Source organism: Ferrimonas aestuarii, assembly GCF_005116665.1.
In the GTDB taxonomy this organism is placed as follows: domain Bacteria; phylum Pseudomonadota; class Gammaproteobacteria; order Enterobacterales; family Shewanellaceae; genus Ferrimonas; species Ferrimonas aestuarii.
In genome coordinates this window covers 1-20460 of record NZ_SWCJ01000014.1, presented here as the reverse complement: position 1 = coordinate 20460, position 20460 = coordinate 1, and the positions used below count along the sequence as shown (strand labels likewise).

Annotated in this window: 13 protein-coding genes and 2 tRNA genes; 8 read left to right on the top strand and 7 right to left on the bottom strand. The window is 50.3% G+C overall.

Annotated elements, in window-relative coordinates; translation table 11 throughout:
• The first annotated feature begins 5 nt into the window (after positions 1–5).
• Genes FCL42_RS15625 through FCL42_RS15615 form a run of 3 tightly spaced genes read left to right on the top strand, consistent with a single transcriptional unit; the run spans position 6 to position 8582 of the window.
• Positions 6–1010, top strand: coding sequence for a hypothetical protein (locus FCL42_RS15625; protein WP_136864360.1), 1005 nt, complete (start codon positions 6–8; stop codon positions 1008–1010).
• Positions 1010–6106, top strand: coding sequence for a hypothetical protein (locus FCL42_RS15620; RefSeq protein WP_136864359.1), 5097 nt, complete (start codon positions 1010–1012; stop codon positions 6104–6106). The genes FCL42_RS15625 and FCL42_RS15620 overlap by 1 nt, the downstream gene beginning before the upstream one ends.
• 4 nt (positions 6107–6110) lie before the next feature.
• The gene (locus FCL42_RS15615; RefSeq protein WP_136864358.1) at positions 6111–8582 is read left to right on the top strand and encodes a hypothetical protein; all 2472 of its coding nucleotides are present in this window, start codon (positions 6111–6113) and stop codon (positions 8580–8582) included.
• Between the two features lie 13 nt (positions 8583–8595).
• On the opposite strand, the gene FCL42_RS15610 is transcribed toward FCL42_RS15615, so the two are convergent.
• The 3 genes from FCL42_RS15610 to FCL42_RS15600 all read right to left on the bottom strand — a co-directional run bounded on the left by FCL42_RS15610 (position 8596) and on the right by FCL42_RS15600 (position 11623).
• The gene (locus tag FCL42_RS15610; protein ID WP_136864357.1) at positions 8596–9480 is read right to left on the bottom strand and encodes a phosphotransferase; all 885 of its coding nucleotides are present in this window, start codon (positions 9478–9480) and stop codon (positions 8596–8598) included.
• An 810-nt stretch (positions 9481–10290) separates the two neighbouring features.
• Positions 10291–10367: transfer RNA gene (locus FCL42_RS15605), tRNA-Pro, on the bottom strand.
• A gap of 125 nt (positions 10368–10492) precedes the next feature.
• Positions 10493–11623, bottom strand: a complete 1131-nt coding sequence (locus FCL42_RS15600) for a M14 family metallopeptidase (RefSeq protein ID WP_136864356.1) — start codon at positions 11621–11623, stop codon at positions 10493–10495.
• 138 nt (positions 11624–11761) lie between these two features.
• On the opposite strand from FCL42_RS15600, the gene FCL42_RS15595 reads away from it, so the two are divergent.
• The gene (locus FCL42_RS15595; protein ID WP_136864355.1) at positions 11762–12286 is read left to right on the top strand and encodes a DUF2058 domain-containing protein; all 525 of its coding nucleotides are present in this window, start codon (positions 11762–11764) and stop codon (positions 12284–12286) included.
• 63 nt (positions 12287–12349) lie between these two features.
• Here FCL42_RS15595 and FCL42_RS15590 read toward each other — a convergent pair whose 3' ends face one another.
• Both FCL42_RS15590 and FCL42_RS15585 read right to left on the bottom strand, forming a co-directional pair.
• Positions 12350–13522: a MalY/PatB family protein gene (locus FCL42_RS15590; RefSeq protein WP_136864354.1), complete on the bottom strand. Its 1173-nt coding sequence runs from the start codon at positions 13520–13522 to the stop codon at positions 12350–12352.
• Positions 13523–13618: 96 nt separating this feature from the next.
• Positions 13619–14479 carry a LysR family transcriptional regulator gene (locus FCL42_RS15585; protein ID WP_136864353.1) on the bottom strand — a complete coding sequence of 287 codons (861 nt, stop codon included), beginning with the start codon at positions 14477–14479 and terminating at the stop codon, positions 13619–13621.
• Positions 14480–14576: 97 nt separating this feature from the next.
• On the opposite strand from FCL42_RS15585, the gene FCL42_RS15580 reads away from it, so the two are divergent.
• Together FCL42_RS15580 and FCL42_RS15575 are read left to right on the top strand one after the other, a co-directional pair.
• The gene (locus FCL42_RS15580; protein WP_136864352.1) at positions 14577–15641 is read left to right on the top strand and encodes an HlyD family secretion protein; all 1065 of its coding nucleotides are present in this window, start codon (positions 14577–14579) and stop codon (positions 15639–15641) included.
• Positions 15642–15651: 10 nt separating this feature from the next.
• Complete coding sequence (locus tag FCL42_RS15575; RefSeq protein WP_136864351.1) at positions 15652–16653, top strand: DUF2955 domain-containing protein; 1002 nt, start codon at positions 15652–15654, stop codon at positions 16651–16653.
• A gap of 7 nt (positions 16654–16660) precedes the next feature.
• On the opposite strand, the gene FCL42_RS21730 is transcribed toward FCL42_RS15575, so the two are convergent.
• Together FCL42_RS21730 and FCL42_RS15570 are read right to left on the bottom strand one after the other, a co-directional pair.
• On the bottom strand, positions 16661–16819 hold the full coding sequence (locus FCL42_RS21730) for a hypothetical protein (protein ID WP_169308412.1): 159 nt from the start codon (positions 16817–16819) through the stop codon (positions 16661–16663).
• Positions 16820–16882: 63 nt separating this feature from the next.
• Positions 16883–16973: transfer RNA gene (locus FCL42_RS15570), tRNA-Ser, on the bottom strand.
• Positions 16974–17194: 221 nt separating this feature from the next.
• On the opposite strand from FCL42_RS15570, the gene FCL42_RS15565 reads away from it, so the two are divergent.
• Positions 17195–18301 carry a M20/M25/M40 family metallo-hydrolase gene (locus FCL42_RS15565; protein WP_136864350.1) on the top strand — a complete coding sequence of 369 codons (1107 nt, stop codon included), beginning with the start codon at positions 17195–17197 and terminating at the stop codon, positions 18299–18301.
• A 569-nt stretch (positions 18302–18870) separates the two neighbouring features.
• The gene (locus tag FCL42_RS15560; RefSeq protein WP_136864349.1) at positions 18871–20283 is read left to right on the top strand and encodes a DUF4397 domain-containing protein; all 1413 of its coding nucleotides are present in this window, start codon (positions 18871–18873) and stop codon (positions 20281–20283) included.
• Positions 20284–20460 lie beyond the last annotated feature (177 nt).

Genomic DNA, 20460 nt, shown 5'->3' with positions numbered 1-20460 from the left:
CCCTCATGTTAAAGACCCAGAGCCAGTTCACCGATCTGGCCAGCACCCTGGCCTCTGACGGCATACCTAACGATCTACTCAATTGGATGACGCGGCTAAAGCTACTCATCGGCGTGCCATTTCACTATCTGGTCCCCAGCGAGGAGTTCCTGCCACCGGAAAGCATTCGCTTCTTTTATCTAGATCCCAACTGGACCAATGCCTTGGCTGATGGCGCTCTCAGCATTGGCCGCCACTACAACGGTGACGACACCGCCCCGCCGACCCAGCATGCTGAGATGGCGACCGGCGCGATGGCCAATGACACCACTACCATGAACCAGGTGAACTTTCGTCGTACCCAGCTAAAACAGCCCGCCCTAGAGGCGGGCTCCAACGCGCTGAATACCGTACGCACCGGTTTCTTGCTCAACTCAGAGGTGGTCAAAGGTTGGAAGACCATCGACGTCGCCGGCTACCCAAAAGGCGCGTCTCCTTACGACTACGAGAACGGCACCATTGCCAGCAGCGATGTGGCATCACTGACCATCCTCAGGCTGGTACGGCTGTCAGATAAGGTGATGCTGGGAATCTTCGAAGGAGACCTGTATGAGTTGGTATTGCACCAGCCTCCGGAGGCGATTCATTTTGGTTTCGAGCAGGTATTCACAACCAGCCAAGGTAATAAGGTATCGAAGACGCTGCGGGTACCAACAATCAACTGGGATGACCCAGATACCCAGTACGATGCCGACAGCCATCAGGACGTGGAGATAGATACGGTGTTTGCCGACCAAGACGCCCGGGTTCTGGACATGATGGCCCTGTCTCAGGGTTTGGGGGCAGCGCTGCATACCGCAGGGGTTCAAAGCAATCCAGATATTGCCGCCCCCGGTTATTACCAAGCCCATCCGAGAGACGACAACTACAAGAATCACCTACTAGCGTCGGACTTCGCCCTAGAGATGGTTCACGGGGTCGGTCTGGTCAGCTTTATCAATAGCAACGACAGCCAAGAGAGCGAAAAATAATGAACGTAATCGTGCCTATTCATGTCGAGGCCTTGAGGGTCGCTCCTTCAAGCAATCAAACCGCCAAGACCGCACTCTATGATTTTGCGCAACTTGGTCAACAACCCGCCTCCTCGCTAGGCGGGCTTATCGCCTCCAACCGTTTTGCAACCGCGCAAACCAGCCTCAACAGCGAGCCAGGGATCCATCTGCACTGGACTCTGCCCCGTAGCTATACCCGCGGTGTGCAGGATGAAGCCTCCGGTGATGTGCGCTATCCCGTCATGCCTAATCGCTGGCTAATTATCCGCTTTTTCAAGAACAAAGCTGGCAATAGCCACATTCGTCTGTGGGTGATGGAGAGTGACTCCCACACCAACCAAACCCCGGATAAAGTCAAAACGCCGACGGCGATTCCCTGGATGGACAACCCAAATGCCCTCCAAGGTGTTCAGGGCAACTACTTGGGCAAGACCATCGACCTATCTACTGGCAGTTGGAGTGAGCCTACGGATCTGCTGAAGGCACTTTCTGCCTCAGGTGGTCAGAACGGCTATTTGGGTGAAATGTTTCAAGCCACCTATGGCTACGGTGAGACCTTTACCGCATTCTACCCCAACTGCAATCAAGTGCTGGGGATCTGGGACACCCTTGACGATTGCTTTGACAACCCAGAGACTGAGCTTGAACTCAACACCGACTTCAGCGTCTCGTACGGTGTCATGGGCTGGGTCAGTGACCTCTCTACCGACGAATGCAACATCATCGTCAACCAAGCCCTAGATGCTTACAACAACATGGGTGACGATAAGCCCGACTTCAGCGACTATCTGCAGGATATCTTCGAGCAAAATCTCGGCTGGTCGCTGTCGTCATTTGACGGCATCACTCCGGACAACGCAGGCAAGATTCAAGCCGTTGCCTCCGGCATCCTGTCCGACATCGAGTGGAAAATCAAAAGCCCAGGGAACCCCAGTTACCCCACTGCAGCACCGTCGGCTGACAAGGTGCAGGTGGCCATCGGTAATAACACCGCTGAAGCCCTCTCCGCCTACCTCTCTTCAGTGGAAGCAGGCAACGCCGCACTGGATAACGGCGAAGGCGTCGACTCCAACATCGAATGGCTACTTAATGCGCTCCAGTACAACCAACTGCATGGCTTGGCTGCGGGCGAACAAGGTGTGGGTCAGTTGGAATCCTTCCTACACGGTACCGCCTTTGCTGACGTCCCCGGGGGCTATCAATGGGGCGTTAAACAGAAACACGATGCCAATCCCACCTCGGGATCATCCGCCGACAACGAGGTGCCTTTGCCCGACTATCTGTCCAAGGTATTGGCGCAGCTCAACGACAAACAACACAGTCTTGATGCCGTCCGTGATGACATCAATGGCCGTCGAAAACAGATCTTCTTCGACTGGGTCCATCACGTTACCGCGATCAATGACCACGTGCTAAACAACCCCAACGCCCTAAGCAATGACAACACTGGGGCCTTTATGGTCGATGGTCTGTTTCAACTGTTTCCGCGCTTCCTGCAAGCGGGCAACTACTCCGAAGCCGGTCAAGAAAGCAGCCCATTCTCACCTGAATGCGACAGTTTTCAGATTGAGGTTCCCGACAGTTTCCCCAGTGACGGCGGAAAAAAGCTCGCCACCTACACCTTCAATGCCAGCCCCAACGGCGCTGGAACCGCAGTGGTCAATCCGCTACTAGAATTGGGATTTGGCCTAGATCAAGCCGTTGGAGAGGCCTTTCCTACGGCAGTCTCTAGCTTACAAACCGCACAAAGGCTGCTTAGGCAAGCCAAGGTTGGAGGCAGCGATGCTGGCCAGAACATCCTCAGCGCCCAAGGTTTAGTCAAAGATGCCGCTACGGTGATGGCCATGGCTCATACTTCGATGACCGCCCTATCCAATACCAAGTCAGGTCTGTTGGCACAGGCAAAAGTCTTGCAAGACGCTCAGTCGAACCTGACCCAGTACGTCGAACCAAGCAGCGGCGTCTTCGCCAAGGATCTGCCATACACCCCAGATCCAGGCAAAGCCCCATTGCCCGCTGGCCAAAGTTACACTGGTGCCATCGGCCTCAATACCCTAGGCAACCTGAAAAGCTGGGAAGCCACGGACTCGGGCTTTATCGGCATCAAGGCTCTGATGGATCGACTCAGTGGCCAAGGCGGCAATGCTGCCAGCCCAGTAAACACTTCAGCAGCGGCTCTTTATCTCGGTTATGCCTACTTCTACGCCAACTCCAACTTGGTGTTTAAGACCTCGTCGGCCTACTACCTGCAACTGTGCGAGTATGAGATCAATCAAGCCATCGCTGCGGCATCAACCGGCTCTGCTGCTCTTGGTAGTGCGCTAACCACCTTAGGCAGTTCGACCCTGAAGACGTTTAGCAGCCAACTGGCCACCATCAGCGAACAAATCCTACCGGCGGTACTTAATGATTTAACCCAAACCCAACCGGACCTCGATGCCGCGCTCAATGACATCGACGATCTGCTGGCCTCTGCAGACGCCCAAGCGCCGTCGATTACCGCCCTTCAGCAGATGGCCAGAGATCCCGATTGGCAGAGTCTGCGAAACAGCATTGGTGAAGCGCTTGAGACCGTCGCTGGCCGTCTTGCCGACGCCCAACAGGTGACGCTATGGAATGGATTCTTAGGTAGTAAGGTCTCGTCGCTGTTTGAATTAACCGCAACGCCAGCAGATTACTACAAAGAGCCCACCGAACCGGTGATTCTATTGGCCCAATCCAAAGTCGGGGATGGGGATGACAATGACAACCCACTAAGTGACCTGGTTCGCAACGGTAAAGCGGCAGTCATCCCGTGTCGATTGAATGCAGAGATTGTTACGCCAAGTCAGCCGGTGACCTACCCTGCGCCACTGAGCCAACTGTCAACTAACCTCAATACCAAGATTCCAGGCCTATCACAAACCTTGCAAAGCTTGGCCCAGGAGCTGTATCTGTTGACGCCAGAGTTATCGAGCACTGTGACCGAGGCCGATCTCGAGCAGGCGGCGGCAGACAATCAGCAACTTCATTACAACGCCCTGCATAACGTCACGCTTTCCTCTGCCCCACAGGGGCTCAAAGGTAAGCTGCCCTATTACACGGCGTACAATTGGCGTCAGAATCGCGATCCATTCCTACCATTGTTTATCTGGTGGAATGCCGATTATCGCTTTAGTGATCAGTTTGATACCGCCACTCAGTCCTATCCGAGTGATTTCCTGGACCAATTTGAACTCGGTCAATATGAGGTTGAGCTGCAACCCTCGTCATCGGCGATCAACAACTTTAAGCCGGGAACCAGCACAAACAACTCCTTCCCCGTTCACGGTTTGATCTCACTGTCGTCTGCCGCCACCACCAGCCTGTGCGATCAAATCAGCACCTATTGCAGCCACTACCTCAATTACGACCCACAGCAAGGGGCACCGGTTAGTGGAACCGAAAACTATGACGAAAAACTCAAGTTTTATCAGGCTTACAGCGACTATAAAACGCGTAATATCCTTAGTCAGGGCTTAAGTGGATTCAATCCCGGTATCGTAACCCGTGAGCAAGAACTACAGATCCCAATCAACATCCCCCAGAATTGGACCAGCCAAGACCCCAAAACCGGATTTGGCCTGGCTTTACAGAACCTATGGCCGACGTCGTTGCTGCACGGACAATCGCTGGATTGGCCCATTGAATGGAATGACGAAGGCCCTAATCCCGATGCCTTTGCCGGTGGCAACACCAAGGCCTACTTTAACCCGCTGAGGGCGGGATTTCTCAAGCTCACTGACATCGTTTTGGTGGATGCCTTTGGACGTTCAGTCACGCTACCTAAGCCCAACCCAACCGCCGTCGCCGAGACCATGACTTCAGCGCAAACCCCGCCGGATCAACAAGGGCACAACACCTACCTTGCTCCTCGACTGGCCCAGCCTTCGCGTGTCAACTTTAACTGGCGCGCCGCCGAATCCACCAGTGGCATCAGCAGTTATCTAGAGGATGGCGACCATCCTGCTGCCTCCCCAATCTGTGGCTGGCTATGGCCCAATCACCTAGATGACTCGCTGATGCTATACGACGCCGCAGGTCGGCCAATGGGGTCACTAGGTACTCGAGAAACCAAGCTGCATTGGTTCCCCGTTCCCGGAGAAACCACGGAAAAAGGCGCCAACAACCGCGACCAGATGCAAGCCTACTTCGCCGCCAAGCAAGCCAACTCGGTTTTCGTCGACTTTGTTTGTGATTATCTGTACGCCGATAGCACTTCGGTCATCGACACCCGATTCCAGCAGTTCTTAGAGGTCACCAGAAAGGCGCAGCAGTTTATCGTCACCCCAGAGATGCAGCAAAGTGCCAGTCTTGGAGTCTTAATGGGAGAGCCCTTGGTCATTACTCAGGCGTCGATCTCAATCACTCAGAAAGGGGCACCTTTTGTCGGTCTAAACGACCGAACCTATCCCAAGTGGGATCAAAGTGGTCCTCAGTTTGCCATCAACGCCAACGAGTACATCCCATACAACTTTGGCAATTTTAATGAAGGTAATCTGAGCAATCTGGATATCCGCTGCCGCATTGGCATGGCCGAGATTCAAACCCCTAATGGCGCTAACATCCCCTACTTTAACGATGGGGTCGCCGGTTACTTCCTCGGCGAAGATTGGGGAACTCTGTATACCCCAGTCGCCATGAACAACAGTAATGGGATCACTTCTGTCGCTGCGGCTGGTACCTCGCCGCTAAACCTCAAACCCAACGGCTCTGAGGCGATGCTCACGCTCGTGATGAACCCAAGAGCCGCAGTGCATGCGACCACTGGCGTGCTGCCGATGAAACCATTGAGCATTCCACCGGAGCTGTTTGCCGACGTCTTGCAAAAGCTGCAGATCACCTTCCTAACCGCACCACTATTACGTGCCCAAACACCTCCGGCTATCCCGTTGCCAGCTGAAGCTGGCTATGACTGGTCTTGGGTGGAGATAGGCGCACCGGATCTGCCGCTGCAACCGGCCCAAGGCGTCACCAACGCCGTATTCCCGCAAAAACCACAGATGCTAGTCGACGGCTGGCTGAAATTGAACAACGCCAAGCAAACTCAAGGATGACATCATGGCTAACCTATTTGCGCTGACACTGAGCAATCCAGATATCAGCGGTGACGACAAGGCCACCATCTATACCGGACTGGATAAAGGCAACAAGCTGGATTTGACCCTGACCAATAACTCAGGCTTTGACGCCAGCTTTACCTCATCAACCAACCTGCTTATCAAGATCGCCAAGACCCTGATTGATGAGGAGGGTATTCAAGGGATCACCGTGGCAGCGCCATGGACCACTGACGGTTACTACACACCAGACAACGATCCGGATAAGTCGGATAATAAGGCGTATTACGTACTGAAACTTAAAGCACCATCAGACGGGGTTCCCTTTAAAACCGGAAGCGACAATGCCGTCACCATAAACCTCGACTCAGTGTCTCCCTCTGCTAAGGGCACCGCCAGCCTGTTTGCCTGCTATGACTTCCCCGGCATTGAGATGATCACCTCAGCAACTCTGGCCGCCTTAGCGGCACCCAATGATAACGATAAGCCGCTGCTGGGTAACGAGAATGCCTTACGAATGACGGTGCGAGTCAATGACGGCAGCGACACCAACCCTTTGGTGTTTACCGACAGTGAAATCCCGGTCACCGGCGTCAACGCCGCCGAAAACATCATCCACATCAACCTTAACTTTCAGGATCAAAACCTGCCCTCAACACATACCCAAACCGGTTTGGGCTATCTACTGGAAAGCTGGGATCCCAATAATCCACCAACCTTCCAGATCCAATTCCCCTATTTTAGTGCCAATGCCAAACTGCCAGCTCGATATGATCTAACCAACGATTTCAGCCAGGGGGACCCAAACTACAACCTGTACACCTCGGCACGAAACATCAGGTTGTCTCTGAGTGCCACAGATCCCAAGGTATTGTCCAACGACTGGTGGGAGATCATTCCACCAACCAACGATGACAATGCCCCGTTCTGGAAGGTTCAGCCCAAGACCGCCAATAGCCACGTATTTACCGGCGTAACGAAGGGAACCCACGCCTCCGGGCCATTCTTAGATCTCTACTTCAGCCATATCTATTCCAACCTTCCGATTGACCAAGACTCTCCGGAGACACTGCTGTACGTGGAGACCTATAACTTCGAAGGGTTTAATGATCGCCTAACGCAACTGCCGCTGTTCAAAGAGCCGTCGGTGAAGATCAACAAATTTAGCGGCGAGATCGATATCCAGGGTGACACCACCACCCTGCAGCTCATCTGGGATACGGAAAACACCGAGTACTGTGAGCTAACCGGCTCCAGTGAACGCTTGCTTTCCAACAACTTGAACAACCCCTTTCGTCAAACGATTAATCTCACTAAACCATTGAAGAGCAGCTACACCCTTACCGCCTTCGGCCAAAACGGCAGGTCAAAGATCCAAAAGACCATCTACATCAAGTGGAAGCAATCCTCTCGCGTCTCCCCCCAGAGCTTTGATGCACCAGGACCGCTGCAAGTGTCCCCGGATGGTGACTGGTTGTATTTGGTTAATCAACATGGGATCAAGAAACTGGATAGCTCAACCTTGGTGGCGCAGGATGAAGAATTGAATCTCGGCAGTGACTTCGCCAAGAACGTGGTGCTTAACAGCAATGGCAGCGTCGTGTACGTGGCCATTCAGGATACCCAAGGCAATGGTCGAATCTCGGCCTACGACAGCAGCTTCCAGTCGATTGACGTCAGTAGCGCCCCCGGTGGCAACGCGGCGCCGAATCTCTACCCGATGGCATTGTCGGCGGACGACAGCCAACTGGCCATCAATCAAAGCCGACCCTTAGGGCCTTCAGGCCCCAATATTCAGGGCTTTACCCCTTCAGATCTCAAGATCGTTGACGGCTCCCCTTATTCCAGCAATGACGTTCGTGGGATCGGGCTCGCCTTTGGTGACAACAACCTGTACTTCTCTGACAGTCAGGGTTTGGGCGTGCTCGACAGCAGCAGCTTTACGCCGATTGCCCACAGTCCCGTATCCATAAAATCAGACCAGACCGTCAGCTACAGTCCCGGTCCCATCGCCGTCTCGGCTGACAACAGTACCGCCGCCACCTTGGCTCTAGGCTACAACGGTGCAGACCGTGCCTTTGTCTTGTGTACCGTTGATGTCGGCTCAACGCCAATGGCACTAAAAAGCCGAAATCAGGTATTTAACGGTTTTAGTGCCAACCCTGAGGTGGTTTCAACCGGTCTTGGCTACTCCTACGACGATCAGTACCTATTCGTCTTTGGTGCCGATTATGCGGCTGGGGTTACCGACCATAACACGACTCGGTTCAGCGTGTTTAACCCCGACACCTTGCAGGAGTTATCCTGGTCACCCATCAAGGTCGATGGGCTGTTTGGCAGCATCGCCATGGCGCCCGATGGGGCAAGGATCTACGCCAGTGTGGTGAATACGAGCTCATTATCCCCAAGCGATCCGCCTATTCCTAAACCTATCACCGGTTCGGTTCGCACCTTAATTCCTTACTTTGATTAGCAAGCGCCATTATTTAACTAGCCCCAAACACCAACTCATAAAGTGTTTTGGGGCTATTTTCAGCAAGGTCAATTAATTCGGAGTACCACTGCCTCTTATTATTTTCCGGGCTGCGACACAGAAAGCCTGCCACAATCTCTATCCAACTTAACAATAACTCTCGATTTAAATTACCTAAGCGTTCATACTCATCCAAATAACAGCGCATAAAGTCTGCCAATGCTTGCCTATCTTGAATCTCGGCTTTGCCATCTTTATAGGCATGGAAGCTGACCTTGACCCAAGTTTTGGCCACGTCGGCCATTGGATCGCCACTAAACGCTCGCTGCCAATCGATGACGTAGGCCTGCCGCTGAGCCATTAAGGTATTACGAGGATTGAAGTCGCCATGACATAACATCGACGGATCGGACATCGTCTCTAATTGGCGCAACAAACGCCGCCTTCGTTGGGACTGCAAATGATTAAATCGGTCAAAGCTGCTAGAGAAAAATTGCTGTTGGCTAGGTAAAAATTCGAAGCTAGGAATCCGGTGCACCTGAGTATGCAAGCGTGCCAGTTGACGGGCTATCAACTCTCTATCCTCAACCCGCTGCTTAATGGATTTATCTACCGGCGAGGCGTCAATCCAATGATAACGAAACCCCCACTGGGATCCGAGTTGTATAGCCTCGATCAGCTTAACCGTAGCCAACGGGGTGGCCTGCAGTCGCTTCAAAACCTCCACCTCAAAATGCACCGCATCAACAGGTAAATCAGCATTATAGATTTTTACGGCATGGCCAAGCTCATTGGTATATATCCTGCCTGAAAATCCCTTATCTCGATATTCAAAACCATCCAAGCTGTCTATTTTCGTTGGATTCAATGAGTTTACAATATAGTCTTCCGCTGACATGTACCGTTCTCCAATATAGATAAACTGAACCTATAACATAGCATCTAAAAATAAAACCATCAGTCAAGTAACAATTTAATTTAACGTTCAGAGCTATTTTATTTTTCCGACTGATAATGATCTAAATAACTCCTCTTATAAACGAAGCGGATTTGTGCCTTATAAAACGGATACCATTACTGAGACGATAATGCCCGCCAGAGCCAGAACGCGCACATTTTCTGAGCACTACTAGTCAGATTTGACCCTCAGACCCAGCTGTAAACTTATACTCCCTTTTTCGGAAGCCTCGCATGCACGTCGATGCCTTTTCTCAATATTTCTCGGTGACTCAAAGCCCACGACAGTTCACCAAAATCTGGTATCCACTGTTTGTACGCTTTACCGTATGCGCCACCATCGCCCGCGTGTAAGAGTGGGAGGATATCAAGGACTTCCCTGAAGCCCATCAGGATTGGCTTAAAGGCAAGGGACTTTCCCGCGACGAGCTCCCGGCTCACTATACTATCCCAAGGGTTGTTTCCCCGAGCCTTCACAGTTCTAGGACTGCTTCTTGCAATCGGTAGCGGCTGTCAGTGCCAGTTTCGAAAGCGACCTTATCGCTATTACATCAGCTCAGAAGAGCTAATTGTCTAGCCGAAAACTCACCAAAACATCATCCAAATACGCCTCTTTTATAGGGGCGTTTTTTATGCCTTTTGTTTAAAACGGGGTTGGGGGTTTGGGGGAGTTTTGCGGTTTCATACAATCGGCCAAAAACGAAAAAACCCGCAAGCTCTTGATGAACTTGCGGGTTTCTCTGTTGAATAGTGGTCGGCCAGAGAGGATTTGAACCTCCGACCCCTGACACCCCATGACAGTGCGCTACCTGGCTGCGCTACTGGCCGACAACGAATTGGATAATACCCTGTCCGAGTAGAATTGCAAGAGCATGAAAATCAATTGCTTCAGTTTTCATCAATTGCTTACAGTTCTTAGGCAAATTCAGCCTAACCACCTAATTTTAAGCAACTTATCTATCTGGCGCCGGCAGTCTAAAGGTGTTGGTTAGCACCTTGTAGAGTTCAGTCCCCTGACGCACACTGGCGGAAGCAAAATGAAGCACTGGTATTACCGCTTCAGGCAACGTGAGCTCTCGGCCAACCTGTTGCGCGGTACCTAGGGCGTCGAAATGCCAAATTTTCGCCAACGGCTCACCCGCTGCCACAGGTTGGCCCAAGGCCGCTAAATACTCAATTTGACCACCGTAAGGGCTGTACACTGCCCGATAGTCCTTGAGTAAACAGGCGTGCAATTCCGGCGCTGAATCAGATGCTTGATACGCACTTTCTGCCAACACGCCACGATGACTCAGGTAGTTCACAATCCCCTGAGCATCGAGCTTGGCCGCGTTCATATCCAATTTTTCTTGAGATCCCAACTCCAAAGTAAAGGCATCCACCATTACCGGCAGTTTACGTCCCTGTTTCTGCATCGCTTCGCTTAGCTGCCACCATGGGCTAAAGCTGGCCTCATCCAACGCCCCGGCAAAATCACTGGGGATGATGATATTCAGTCCGATGCCAAAGTAAGGGGCATCTTCAATGGCATAAGCGGGAACATAGAGGTGGCGAGCTGAGATTGGGCCGGTATGCAGATCCAGCACAATGTCAGCCTCCAGCGCCATCTTTTGCAGCCGTAACGCCAGATGCTGGCCGCTTTTCACCCCAAAAGGCGAGGCCAGCTTATCGTCAATCTGCGCCGCCATGGCGGCGCGCAGTCTGGATGCTAATTCGGCCTCACTGGCATCGAAATGGTGATTAACCAGCTCATCAATAATGGCGGCGTCAAAATGGTATTGACGATTCCAGTTCTCACCGGTGATGGGATCAAAGCGCCCTAAAGTAAACTCTCCACTTTTTTGGTTGATACCCAGTGGGTTTGCCATGGGCACTAGGGTCACGTCTCCAAGTGGCGGCTGACGTTTAAAGGCTTCAAGCAGTTGATGAATAACGCCGTTGCCCTGTACTTCCGCGCCATGAATGTTGGCTTGAATGTAGACGCTGGGGCCCGCGCCCTGCCCCTGAATCTTAATAACGGGAACCGTAATGTCTGTCCCTGTCGCCTGTTGGCCAACCACCAACTTACTGGTTGAAATCATCATTTTCGCCGCTGCTGTGATTTTTCGGCTCAGACTAAGGGAGTGGCCAAGAAAAAGCCAATCTTTATCCTGCCGGTTTAGCAAATCGACCACAGCTGATACACTTTGGTTATTCGTATGAACACCTCGTTAGGAGAGGCCATGTCACTCGCCGATCAGCTATTAAAAGCGGGCCTGGCCGACAAGAAGTCGGTACAAAAAGCCAAGAAAGAGAAACACAAGCAACGTAAATCCAAGCAAGTGGTTACCGATGAGTCCAAAGTATTGGCAGAGCAGCGTCGCCAAGAGCAAGCTCAACGTGACCGTGAATTGAATCAGAAGAAGCAACAAGAAGCCGATGCCAAAGCAATTTTGGCGCAGATCAAGCAGCTGATTGATACCAGTAAGCAGGATCGCAGCAGAGGCGAAATTGCCTATAACTTCTCTGATAACGGCAAAATTACCAAGATTTACGTAACTGAAGCTCAGCAGCGCGGCTTGATCAATGGCCAGTTGGCCATTGTGATTCAAGGCGACAACTACGAGTTGGTACCAACTAAAGTTGCCGAGAAGATTGAACAGCGTGACGCCAGCATCGTGATTGCTCTGCCAAAAGCGGAAGTGGAGACCCCAGAAGAGGACGATCCATACGCCGATTATCAGATCCCTGATGATCTGATGTGGTAAGCCCTAGAGCCTTAAGAGCCGCCTTATTAGGCGGCTTTTTCATTTCATACGGCCCGTCACTGATTACCGCTCTTCCACTGCCACTTTCAATGCCAACATGGATACCTTTAGCTGCGATAAAGGCACTGCAAAGTTCATTCTATAAAAGTGACTGCCTTTCTCTCCAAACCAACTGCCGGGCGTTAATGCCAGCTTTGCCTTGATGGTGAGCAGCGACTTCAATGCTTCATCCTCCAAACCTAAGCCGGAAAAATTTAGCCAGATCTGATTCGTCCCCTCAGGAATGGTCACTTCAACATCAGGCAATTCAGTTTGGATAAATTGCACCAACCAATCGCGATTGTTCTGAGTGTAAGAGACAAACTGCTCAAACCACGGTTGCCCTTCTTTATAGGCGGCAATGGTGGCGTAGGTTGAAAATGCATTGCCATGATCCAGCGCCATTGAGCTCACCAAATCTTTAACGCGTTGGTAAAGACCATCGTCTTCGACATACAGATAGCCGTTAGCGATACTGTTCAGGCCAAAATTCTTCGCAGGGGAGCCCAACAGGGTAATGGCGTTGCGGTAGTCAACACTGGCAAGGCTGATGAAAGGTTTATCATCAAAGACAATATCTCCATGAACTTCATCACTAACGATCAGCACATCCCTTTGCCTAGCAAGCTCAACCAACCTGCGCATCTCATCCTTGGACCAAACTCGACCCACTGGATTGTGGGGATTGCAAAGCAGTATCATCTTTACTTTGCCACTTTGGATCTGGCTGGTTAAGTGCTCAAAATCGATCTCATAGTGGCCATTGTTCAGTGCTAATGGATTTTCAATAACCTGCCTACCCGCTGAGCTGATGAGGCGGTGAAATTGATGATACACCGGTGTCTGAATCAAAACGCCGTCACCCTCTTCAGTGAACTCTCTGATCACTAGGGCAATGGCACTCAATACTCTAGGGGTCTGCACAAATCGCTTCGGATTTAACCCGAGGCCGTGCTGGCTGCGGTTCCAGTCTGCAATCAGCTGAAACAGCGTTTCAGAATCAAACTCATAAGAAAGAGTTTGCCTATCGACTAAGTGCTGCATCGCCTGAGTAATGGGCGCTGCAACTGGAAACGCCATGTCCGCTATCCAGTAGGGAGTGACTTGGCTGGTGCCATAGATCTGATTCAACATATTGGCATCAGACTTGATGAATTTATTGCTGAGTTCGGGGTTATTTGGCTCGGTCTTAAACATTACGGCATTCCAAATCGTCTTTTGTCTGCCTTAAAGACGCTTTGCCCCTGCAAAAGACGCATAAAACTTTTTAATTATTTCGAAATTTTATGACTGCTATTGAAACTGCTGTCGAAATAGCTCAATCAACGCTTTGACTTTCTTAGGCAAAAACAGCGCTGACGGGTAGATGAGCGTGAGCTGCTGCAGCGGCTTAGTCAACTCAGGAAGCACTTCGACCAGCTCACCCGACTCTATCGACGGCTTAGAATGAACCTGAGGAATGAAGGCGACACCGTCACCATTGATTGCCAATATCCTCAATAAACTCAGATCATCGGAACGCAACGCGAGAGTTAAGCGCTCATCCAGCAACTCGGCGTTATAACGATTAGTCAGAATTCGATGGCAAGACAGCTGCTCTAAGCTTTCAATACTTGGGTGACTTGCTAAATACTTAGGTGAAGCAACGAAATGACTAAAATAGGGCAAGATTGCAAATTGCACATAGCTGTCGTCCATGACCTTCTCCGCGCTGGGTAGCAACTGCAAATCAAACGCCTCTCGGCGCAGGTCGACGCTCTCTTGACGACTCTCTATCTCCAAAGCCACATCAGGATAAAGCCGACTGTATTGGCTAATAATGGCACTTACTGGCGCAGAGCTTATTAGTGCCGCTGGGATCGCCAGCCGCAACTTACCCGACAGTTCGTGTTGATCCTCTTGAACCAACGACAACCCCTGCTCTATCTGAGTCATCGGCTCAGAGATAAGATCAAACAACCGCTTTCCCGCTTGAGTCAGTTCAATGGTTCGCGTGGTGCGGATCAGCAGTTGGCACCCCATCATTCGCTCCAACTCCTGAATGCGCCGACTCACCTTTGAGCGCTGCAGAGCGTTGGATTGCGCGGCAGCGCTGATGCCGCCATGAATTACCGTCTGAGCAAAAAGGTATAGATCATCAAAACTTGGCTTCATTGTCCTACAAATAGGTCGTATATGTTGAATCAGTCATTCTACTGAACTTTGGTCAGCTTCTCTATAATCCCGCCAATTAAGAAAAATTGGTCATCACATGTCATCAGATAAAGTATTTAAGCGCTGGATGCAAGGACTAACCGTCCTGTTTATTACCCTATTCGCCTACATTGTCATCGCCGACAGACACGCCCCGTTGACCACAGAAGGCCGAGTTCAAGGCTATGTGGTTCAGATAGCGCCAGAGGTCTCGGGCAAGGTAATTGAGGTGATGGTGACCAACAACCAACGGGTAGAGAAAGACCAGCCGCTGTTTCGCATTGATGACCGCAAGTTTCAGATCGCCTTAAACAAAGCCAAACACAGTTTGCAATCCGCTCTGGAAAAAGAGGCAACGCTCTATTCGCAACGTAAAGCGGCGATAGCCAACATCGCCAGAGCCAAAGCACAACGGATCCATGCGGAGCGAGAGTACGTTCGCCTGAGCGCCCTGTCCAAACAGAAGCTCACCTCCCAATCCAATCTGGATAGCGCGAAGGCCGAATTGGACGTTGCCAAAGCCTCACTTGCCGCCCAACAGCAAAACCTCAAAGTCATTGAGGCTCAATTGGGCGCCCACCCTGGCGAAAGTGCCGCTGTGGAGCTGGCTAAAAACGAGATCGATAAAGCGCAGCTAGATCTATCTAATACGCTGATTACTGCCCCCACTGACGGCGTGATCACTAACCTTCAGCTTCAAGCGGGCAGCATCGCCATGACCAACAGCCCAATGCTTAGCTTTATTCCAAGTCGAAGCCTTTGGGTTGCAGCGGATTTTCGAGAAAAATCGGTAGCTAAAGTCGACGGCAGCTACCAAGCATTAATCGCATTTGATGCCCTACCTGGAGAGGTTTTCCCATTCGAACTCAGCAGCCGAGACTACGGTGTTGCCGCAGCTCAGCAACTCCCGAATGGCTCACTCACCAAAGTTGAAGGCAACAACCGCTGGGTCAGAGACGCTCAGCGAACCCGAGTTAACCTATCTGCAACTGAAGCATTACCATCGCCCCTGTTTGTCGGCTCTCGCGCCACCATCGTGCTTTACCCTGAAGAGGGTCAGTTTTGGCAAGCCATGGCCAAGATGCAGATTCAGCTCGCCAGCTGGTTCCACTTCATCTACTAGTTGATTGCCAATGAAAACGCTACGGATCTGGTTCGCATGCTCACTGGCGTTAGCGGTAACCATGCTATTTGATTGGCCTTATGGTTTTTTCGCCATCTTGCTGCCGATGTTCATTCTTGGCAAAAGCGATCAGCTCAACATGCCAATGGTGATCATTGCGCTGGTGTCTGCCATCTGGACCACGCTGCAAGCCACGCTGATTGTGCAATCGCTGCAACAGCATCCACTGCTGTTAACCGCCGCAGTAGGTCTGATGATGATGGCAAAATGCATTGAGATGATGCACCCCAAAACCTTCCTGTTCGGATTTATGGGGCTGCTGGTTGGCTCCATCAGCCTCAACTACGCCAGTTATGATTTTATTAATATTGAAGAGTTTAACGTCAACCTCTGGGTTATCGCGTTAGTCAATATTGGCATCTGTTCTTTGGCGTGGTGGCTGTTTCCAACTTCAGACTCCCAGCAAGCTCCCGCGATGCCGCCAAAAAACAGTGAGCTGCACACCATTACTCAAGTGGCCACCGGTTGGTTAGTGGTGATGCTGGCATTTGTGGTGTTTCAGTTTAGCGACTTGTATGACTCAGTTTCCGCGCAGGTTTCAATCATTATCGTCTTGGTACCAATGACGCTATCGGGCTCCTGGGCGTTGGCAAAAATTCGAATCATTGGCACAGGCATTGGGTGTCTGGCGGGATTGGCGGTGCAAGTGGGCTTAGGGCCTTGGTTTAGTCATGGCCTGCTGTTCTGGTTGGCGATGACCCTTGCCATGGGGCTATTTTGTCACTGGCAAACCAAAGGGCCAGTAAAAGGCGGAATCGCTTTTTCGGCGATGTCTGCCCTAACGGTACCACTAACCACGACCCTAGTTCCTCAGCAGCAAGATGCGTTCTTCGCCATCCTGTATCGATTTAGCTCCATCTTTTTTACGGTGGTGCTCACGGTTATCGCCATTTGGATTATCGACCATGGTTTAAAGTGGTGGTTTCGCCATCATCAACCAAGCACAGCCTAAGCATCCTTTAAGCCTTGGTCGATACCGGTTTCACCGCACCATCATAGTGCTCTTTTGCCCGCTCTCGCAGCGGGCCTTTTTTACCCTCACATTCATAACTGGCAGTTAACTTAGTCGCTTTCGGGCCATCGCAAACGATGCTAGTCGCTTCCGCTCCTTTCTGCACCCTATCTCACTTTTCCAAACCTGAAAACGACAAAACCCGCCAGTTAGGCGGGTTTTTGTTGTATGGCGGAGAGATAGGGATTTGAACCCTAGAAGGGCTATTAACCCTTGCCGGTTTTCAAGACCGGTGCTTTCAACCACTCAGCCATCTCTCCAGAGCCGCCAATAGTAGTGAACTCATGGGGTGCTGTAAAGCCCTTATGGTTTAAGTGGTGACGAATGCATCAATTGAGGCCAATTCCCTGTCTGCTTGTTGATTTAATCACCGCGACTGAAGAATTTGGATAAAAACATTACCGTTTTGTTATCCAGCTCAAAGTGCCGAACATGCAGTTTAAGTATGGTGATCGGCTTAATTATAAAAATCGGAGCTGTCATGTCCCACATTAACTCTTTTCGCCTAGTCGAACACTTTCTTGAGCTGATTCAGATCGATAGTGAATCGGGCAACGAACTGGCAATCTCCGAGCACCTAGCTCAGCAACTCACTGAGCTGGGCTTCGACGTACAAAAGCGCACCGTTACTGACGCCGTAAGCAACGGGAACAACCTGTACGCCAAACTGAAAGGCAGTCTAGAAGGCAGCATTTTAATGAGCTGCCATATGGATACCGTCACGCCTGGCAACGGCATTAAGCCTGTTATTGACGACGGCATCATCCGCTCAGAAGGCAACACCATTTTAGGCGGCGACGACAAATCCGGCATCGCAGCCATCATGGAAGCCGTAAAAGCGATTCAAGAGGCCGGCCTACCCCATAAAACCATTGAACTGGCATTCACTGTGCACGAAGAAGGCGGCCTACACGGTTCTCGCCAATTTGATATCCGTGATATCGAGTCCGATTGCGCCATCGTACTGGACTCCAGCGGTGACATCGGCACCATCATCACTCAAGCGCCGGGGCAGCAGAGCTTTAAGATCACCATTACCGGCAAACCCGCCCACGCAGGCTTAGCCCCAGAGCAAGGCATCAACGCATTAACCGTAGCGTCAGAGGCCATCAGCAAAATGAATCTATCGAGAATTAACGAAGAAACTACCGCCAACATTGGTGTGGTAAAGGGCGGCAATGCCACCAATATTGTGATGCCAGAGGTGTATTTGGAAGCGGAAGCTCGCTCTTTGAATGATGAAAAGCTCAGCGCACAAGTGGCCCACATGGAAACCACCTTCCAAGATGCTGCTGACGCCCATGGTGCCCAGATTAACATTGAAAGTTGCCGAGAATACGTGGCGTATCAGATTGACGAGGCGCACCCTCTGGTCGATAGCATCAAACGCGCCTTTGAGAAGTGCGATCTGATGCCTCGCACCAAATCAACGGGAGGCGGCTCAGACGCCAACATCTTTAATGCTAAGGGGCTTACTACGGTTAACCTTGCAACAGGCATGTCTAAGGTACACACCACTGAAGAGCAGATCGCCATTGACGATCTGTTCAATATTAGCCGTTTTGTTGAGCAGTTCTTAACTCAATAAGCTAAAAATACCCACACAATGTTTGACGCGTAAGATAGCGCGTCAAACATTCCCACCGCAGTATTAACAGCCACACTAAGCACTCAGAAAGTCATCATGACTTTCTAAAATTAAGTGATTGTCAGTAAAGTCCTTCTTAAACAAAAATATTCCACTTTAACCTGTCTGCTTTTAGATTCATTCTGGAGTTTTTCAAATGGCATCCTATAAGTTTCACTTTGATCAATGGCTTAAATTTCGGTTACACGAGATCTTGCTCTGTCATTTAAATTTAATTATTTCCAGTTGTTAATTGCCACCAGTGAATCATTCTAAATCCAATTCTAATATACTAACCGATTAAAAATTGGCCACTAAATAAAATGCACGTTACCACAATGCCAATATAGACCTCCAAAGAACCTCGCTCAGTTAACAAAATCACAACACCCCATCATCAAAATCACAACCAATGTAAAATTATGTTTTATAAGGAAAATATTAGTGACCAATTGTGATTCTCACACTATGTTCACGTTGTCAATTGATTGACTTCACCGAAAAATAACTAGTGAAAGAATGGAAGCATTATGAACTCTACAACCAAGTGGTTCGCACCACTATTGCTCGGTTTAACCCTTTTTGGCTGCGGCTCCAGCAGCAGTGATAGTAATGAGACGGCCTATTTTCAACTCTACAATGCCTCACCTAACTCACCGGATCTCACCATCACATTAACAGACAGTGATGACGACGAATTTACCTACAGCAATATCAGCTTCCCAGATGCCTCTGGCTATTTCAGCCTAGAAACTCGCCACTATGATTATACTATTTCATGGGAAGACACTAATAACGACTTGATCGATATTCATCAGTCATCTTTAGACATAATCAAAGATCAGCTTCAGCTATTAGTAGTAACAGGAGATATTAATGTTCCCCAAGTCGCTCAATACGGTATTGAAATCGAAGATCTTGATGAAGACGAATATGACGACATGTTCGCGCTGCGCTTCTTGAACATAAATACCACAGCTCAAACACTGGACGTCTACATCGCCGACATCGATGAGACTTTTGAACAAGCGGTACTTCTAACTCAAGTCGACCACGAATCACTAACCGATTCAGTCTATCTGGATATCGATGATTACAAGGTGTTTATTACTAAGGAGAACGACGATGAGGTGCTGTACGAGTCTGCTGAGATCACATTCTACAGCTCGACCCAGTACATCATTATTGCCCGTGATAACGCCGGTGCAGGTACCTCCCCGCTTACGCTAGACCGACTGACCACCAGTTCTGGTGCCATTGAGTACCCTGACGTCACCGCTGAGGTCAAATTCAATGTCTACAACGCGCTTGGTTTACACGAGCTGCTGCCGGAAAACTGCGGAGTACTAGATATCGACGTACACAGCTTAAACATACAGTTCGATATCAATGAGTTAGCATTTGGGGAATTAAGCGAGCAGTTCATTGCAGAAGAAGGGGATTACACCCTCAACTTTTACGATACCGCCACGGGTACCATGATTGACAACAACCACCTGTTCTCATTAGAAGCTGACCAAAATCGCACCGTGTTCGTATACTCCCGAGAATACGAAGGCGATCCCGACAAAGATGAGCAAGATTGGTTAGAAGTCCACAGCCTAGCCGTGGACCACAGCCAACGTCAGTCGATCTACGACCATAAGATGGCCACAGTTAATTTTGTCGACGAATACAGTTACGTGACGTACTACTTTGTTCTGCCAAATGAAACCATCGATACCGCCAGCTATAGCGTATCGGTAAACTTTGGCAGCAGCAAAGAGGTATTGCTGCCTAATGCTGAATATCTTATCTATGCCGTGGCTGAGGAGTACAACACTCAATTAATCTTAGATACCATCGAACTCACGCTAGATGAAAACAGCGGTGAGTACTTCCTGTTAATTGAAGAAACTCCAGATACCAGCAGTGGCTTTACCATGAGCCATTTCCTGCAGTAGGCTCCGCGCTGCCGAAAAGGCCAACCCTAAGGTTGGCCTTTTCGATTTTTGGTGACCCGTCCTGAAATAGGTTTACACATTGGAGACCTATTATGGAAAAGGTAGAGCCCAAGCGACGCAGACGCTCGCAGCGTGATTACCCAATGGCCTTTAAATTATCTGTGGTTGAACAGGTAG

Excerpts from the sequence above, each read along its gene's own strand:
- FCL42_RS15560 (WP_136864349.1), top strand. The coding sequence starts at position 18,871 with ATGAACTCTACAACCAAGTGGTTCGCACCACTATTGCTCGGTTTAACC.
- FCL42_RS15580 (WP_136864352.1), top strand. The coding sequence starts at position 14,577 with ATGTCATCAGATAAAGTATTTAAGCGCTGGATGCAAGGACTAACCGTC.
- FCL42_RS15565 (WP_136864350.1), top strand. The coding sequence starts at position 17,195 with ATGTCCCACATTAACTCTTTTCGCCTAGTCGAACACTTTCTTGAGCTG.
- FCL42_RS15590 (WP_136864354.1), bottom strand. The coding sequence starts at position 13,522 with ATGTTTAAGACCGAGCCAAATAACCCCGAACTCAGCAATAAATTCATC.
- FCL42_RS15620 (WP_136864359.1), top strand. The coding sequence starts at position 1,010 with ATGAACGTAATCGTGCCTATTCATGTCGAGGCCTTGAGGGTCGCTCCT.
- FCL42_RS15595 (WP_136864355.1), top strand. The coding sequence starts at position 11,762 with ATGTCACTCGCCGATCAGCTATTAAAAGCGGGCCTGGCCGACAAGAAG.
- FCL42_RS15585 (WP_136864353.1), bottom strand. The coding sequence starts at position 14,479 with ATGAAGCCAAGTTTTGATGATCTATACCTTTTTGCTCAGACGGTAATT.
- FCL42_RS15615 (WP_136864358.1), top strand. The coding sequence starts at position 6,111 with ATGGCTAACCTATTTGCGCTGACACTGAGCAATCCAGATATCAGCGGT.
- FCL42_RS15610 (WP_136864357.1), bottom strand. The coding sequence starts at position 9,480 with ATGTCAGCGGAAGACTATATTGTAAACTCATTGAATCCAACGAAAATA.
- FCL42_RS15575 (WP_136864351.1), top strand. The coding sequence starts at position 15,652 with ATGAAAACGCTACGGATCTGGTTCGCATGCTCACTGGCGTTAGCGGTA.
- FCL42_RS15625 (WP_136864360.1), top strand. The coding sequence starts at position 6 with ATGTTAAAGACCCAGAGCCAGTTCACCGATCTGGCCAGCACCCTGGCC.
- FCL42_RS15600 (WP_136864356.1), bottom strand. The coding sequence starts at position 11,623 with ATGATGATTTCAACCAGTAAGTTGGTGGTTGGCCAACAGGCGACAGGG.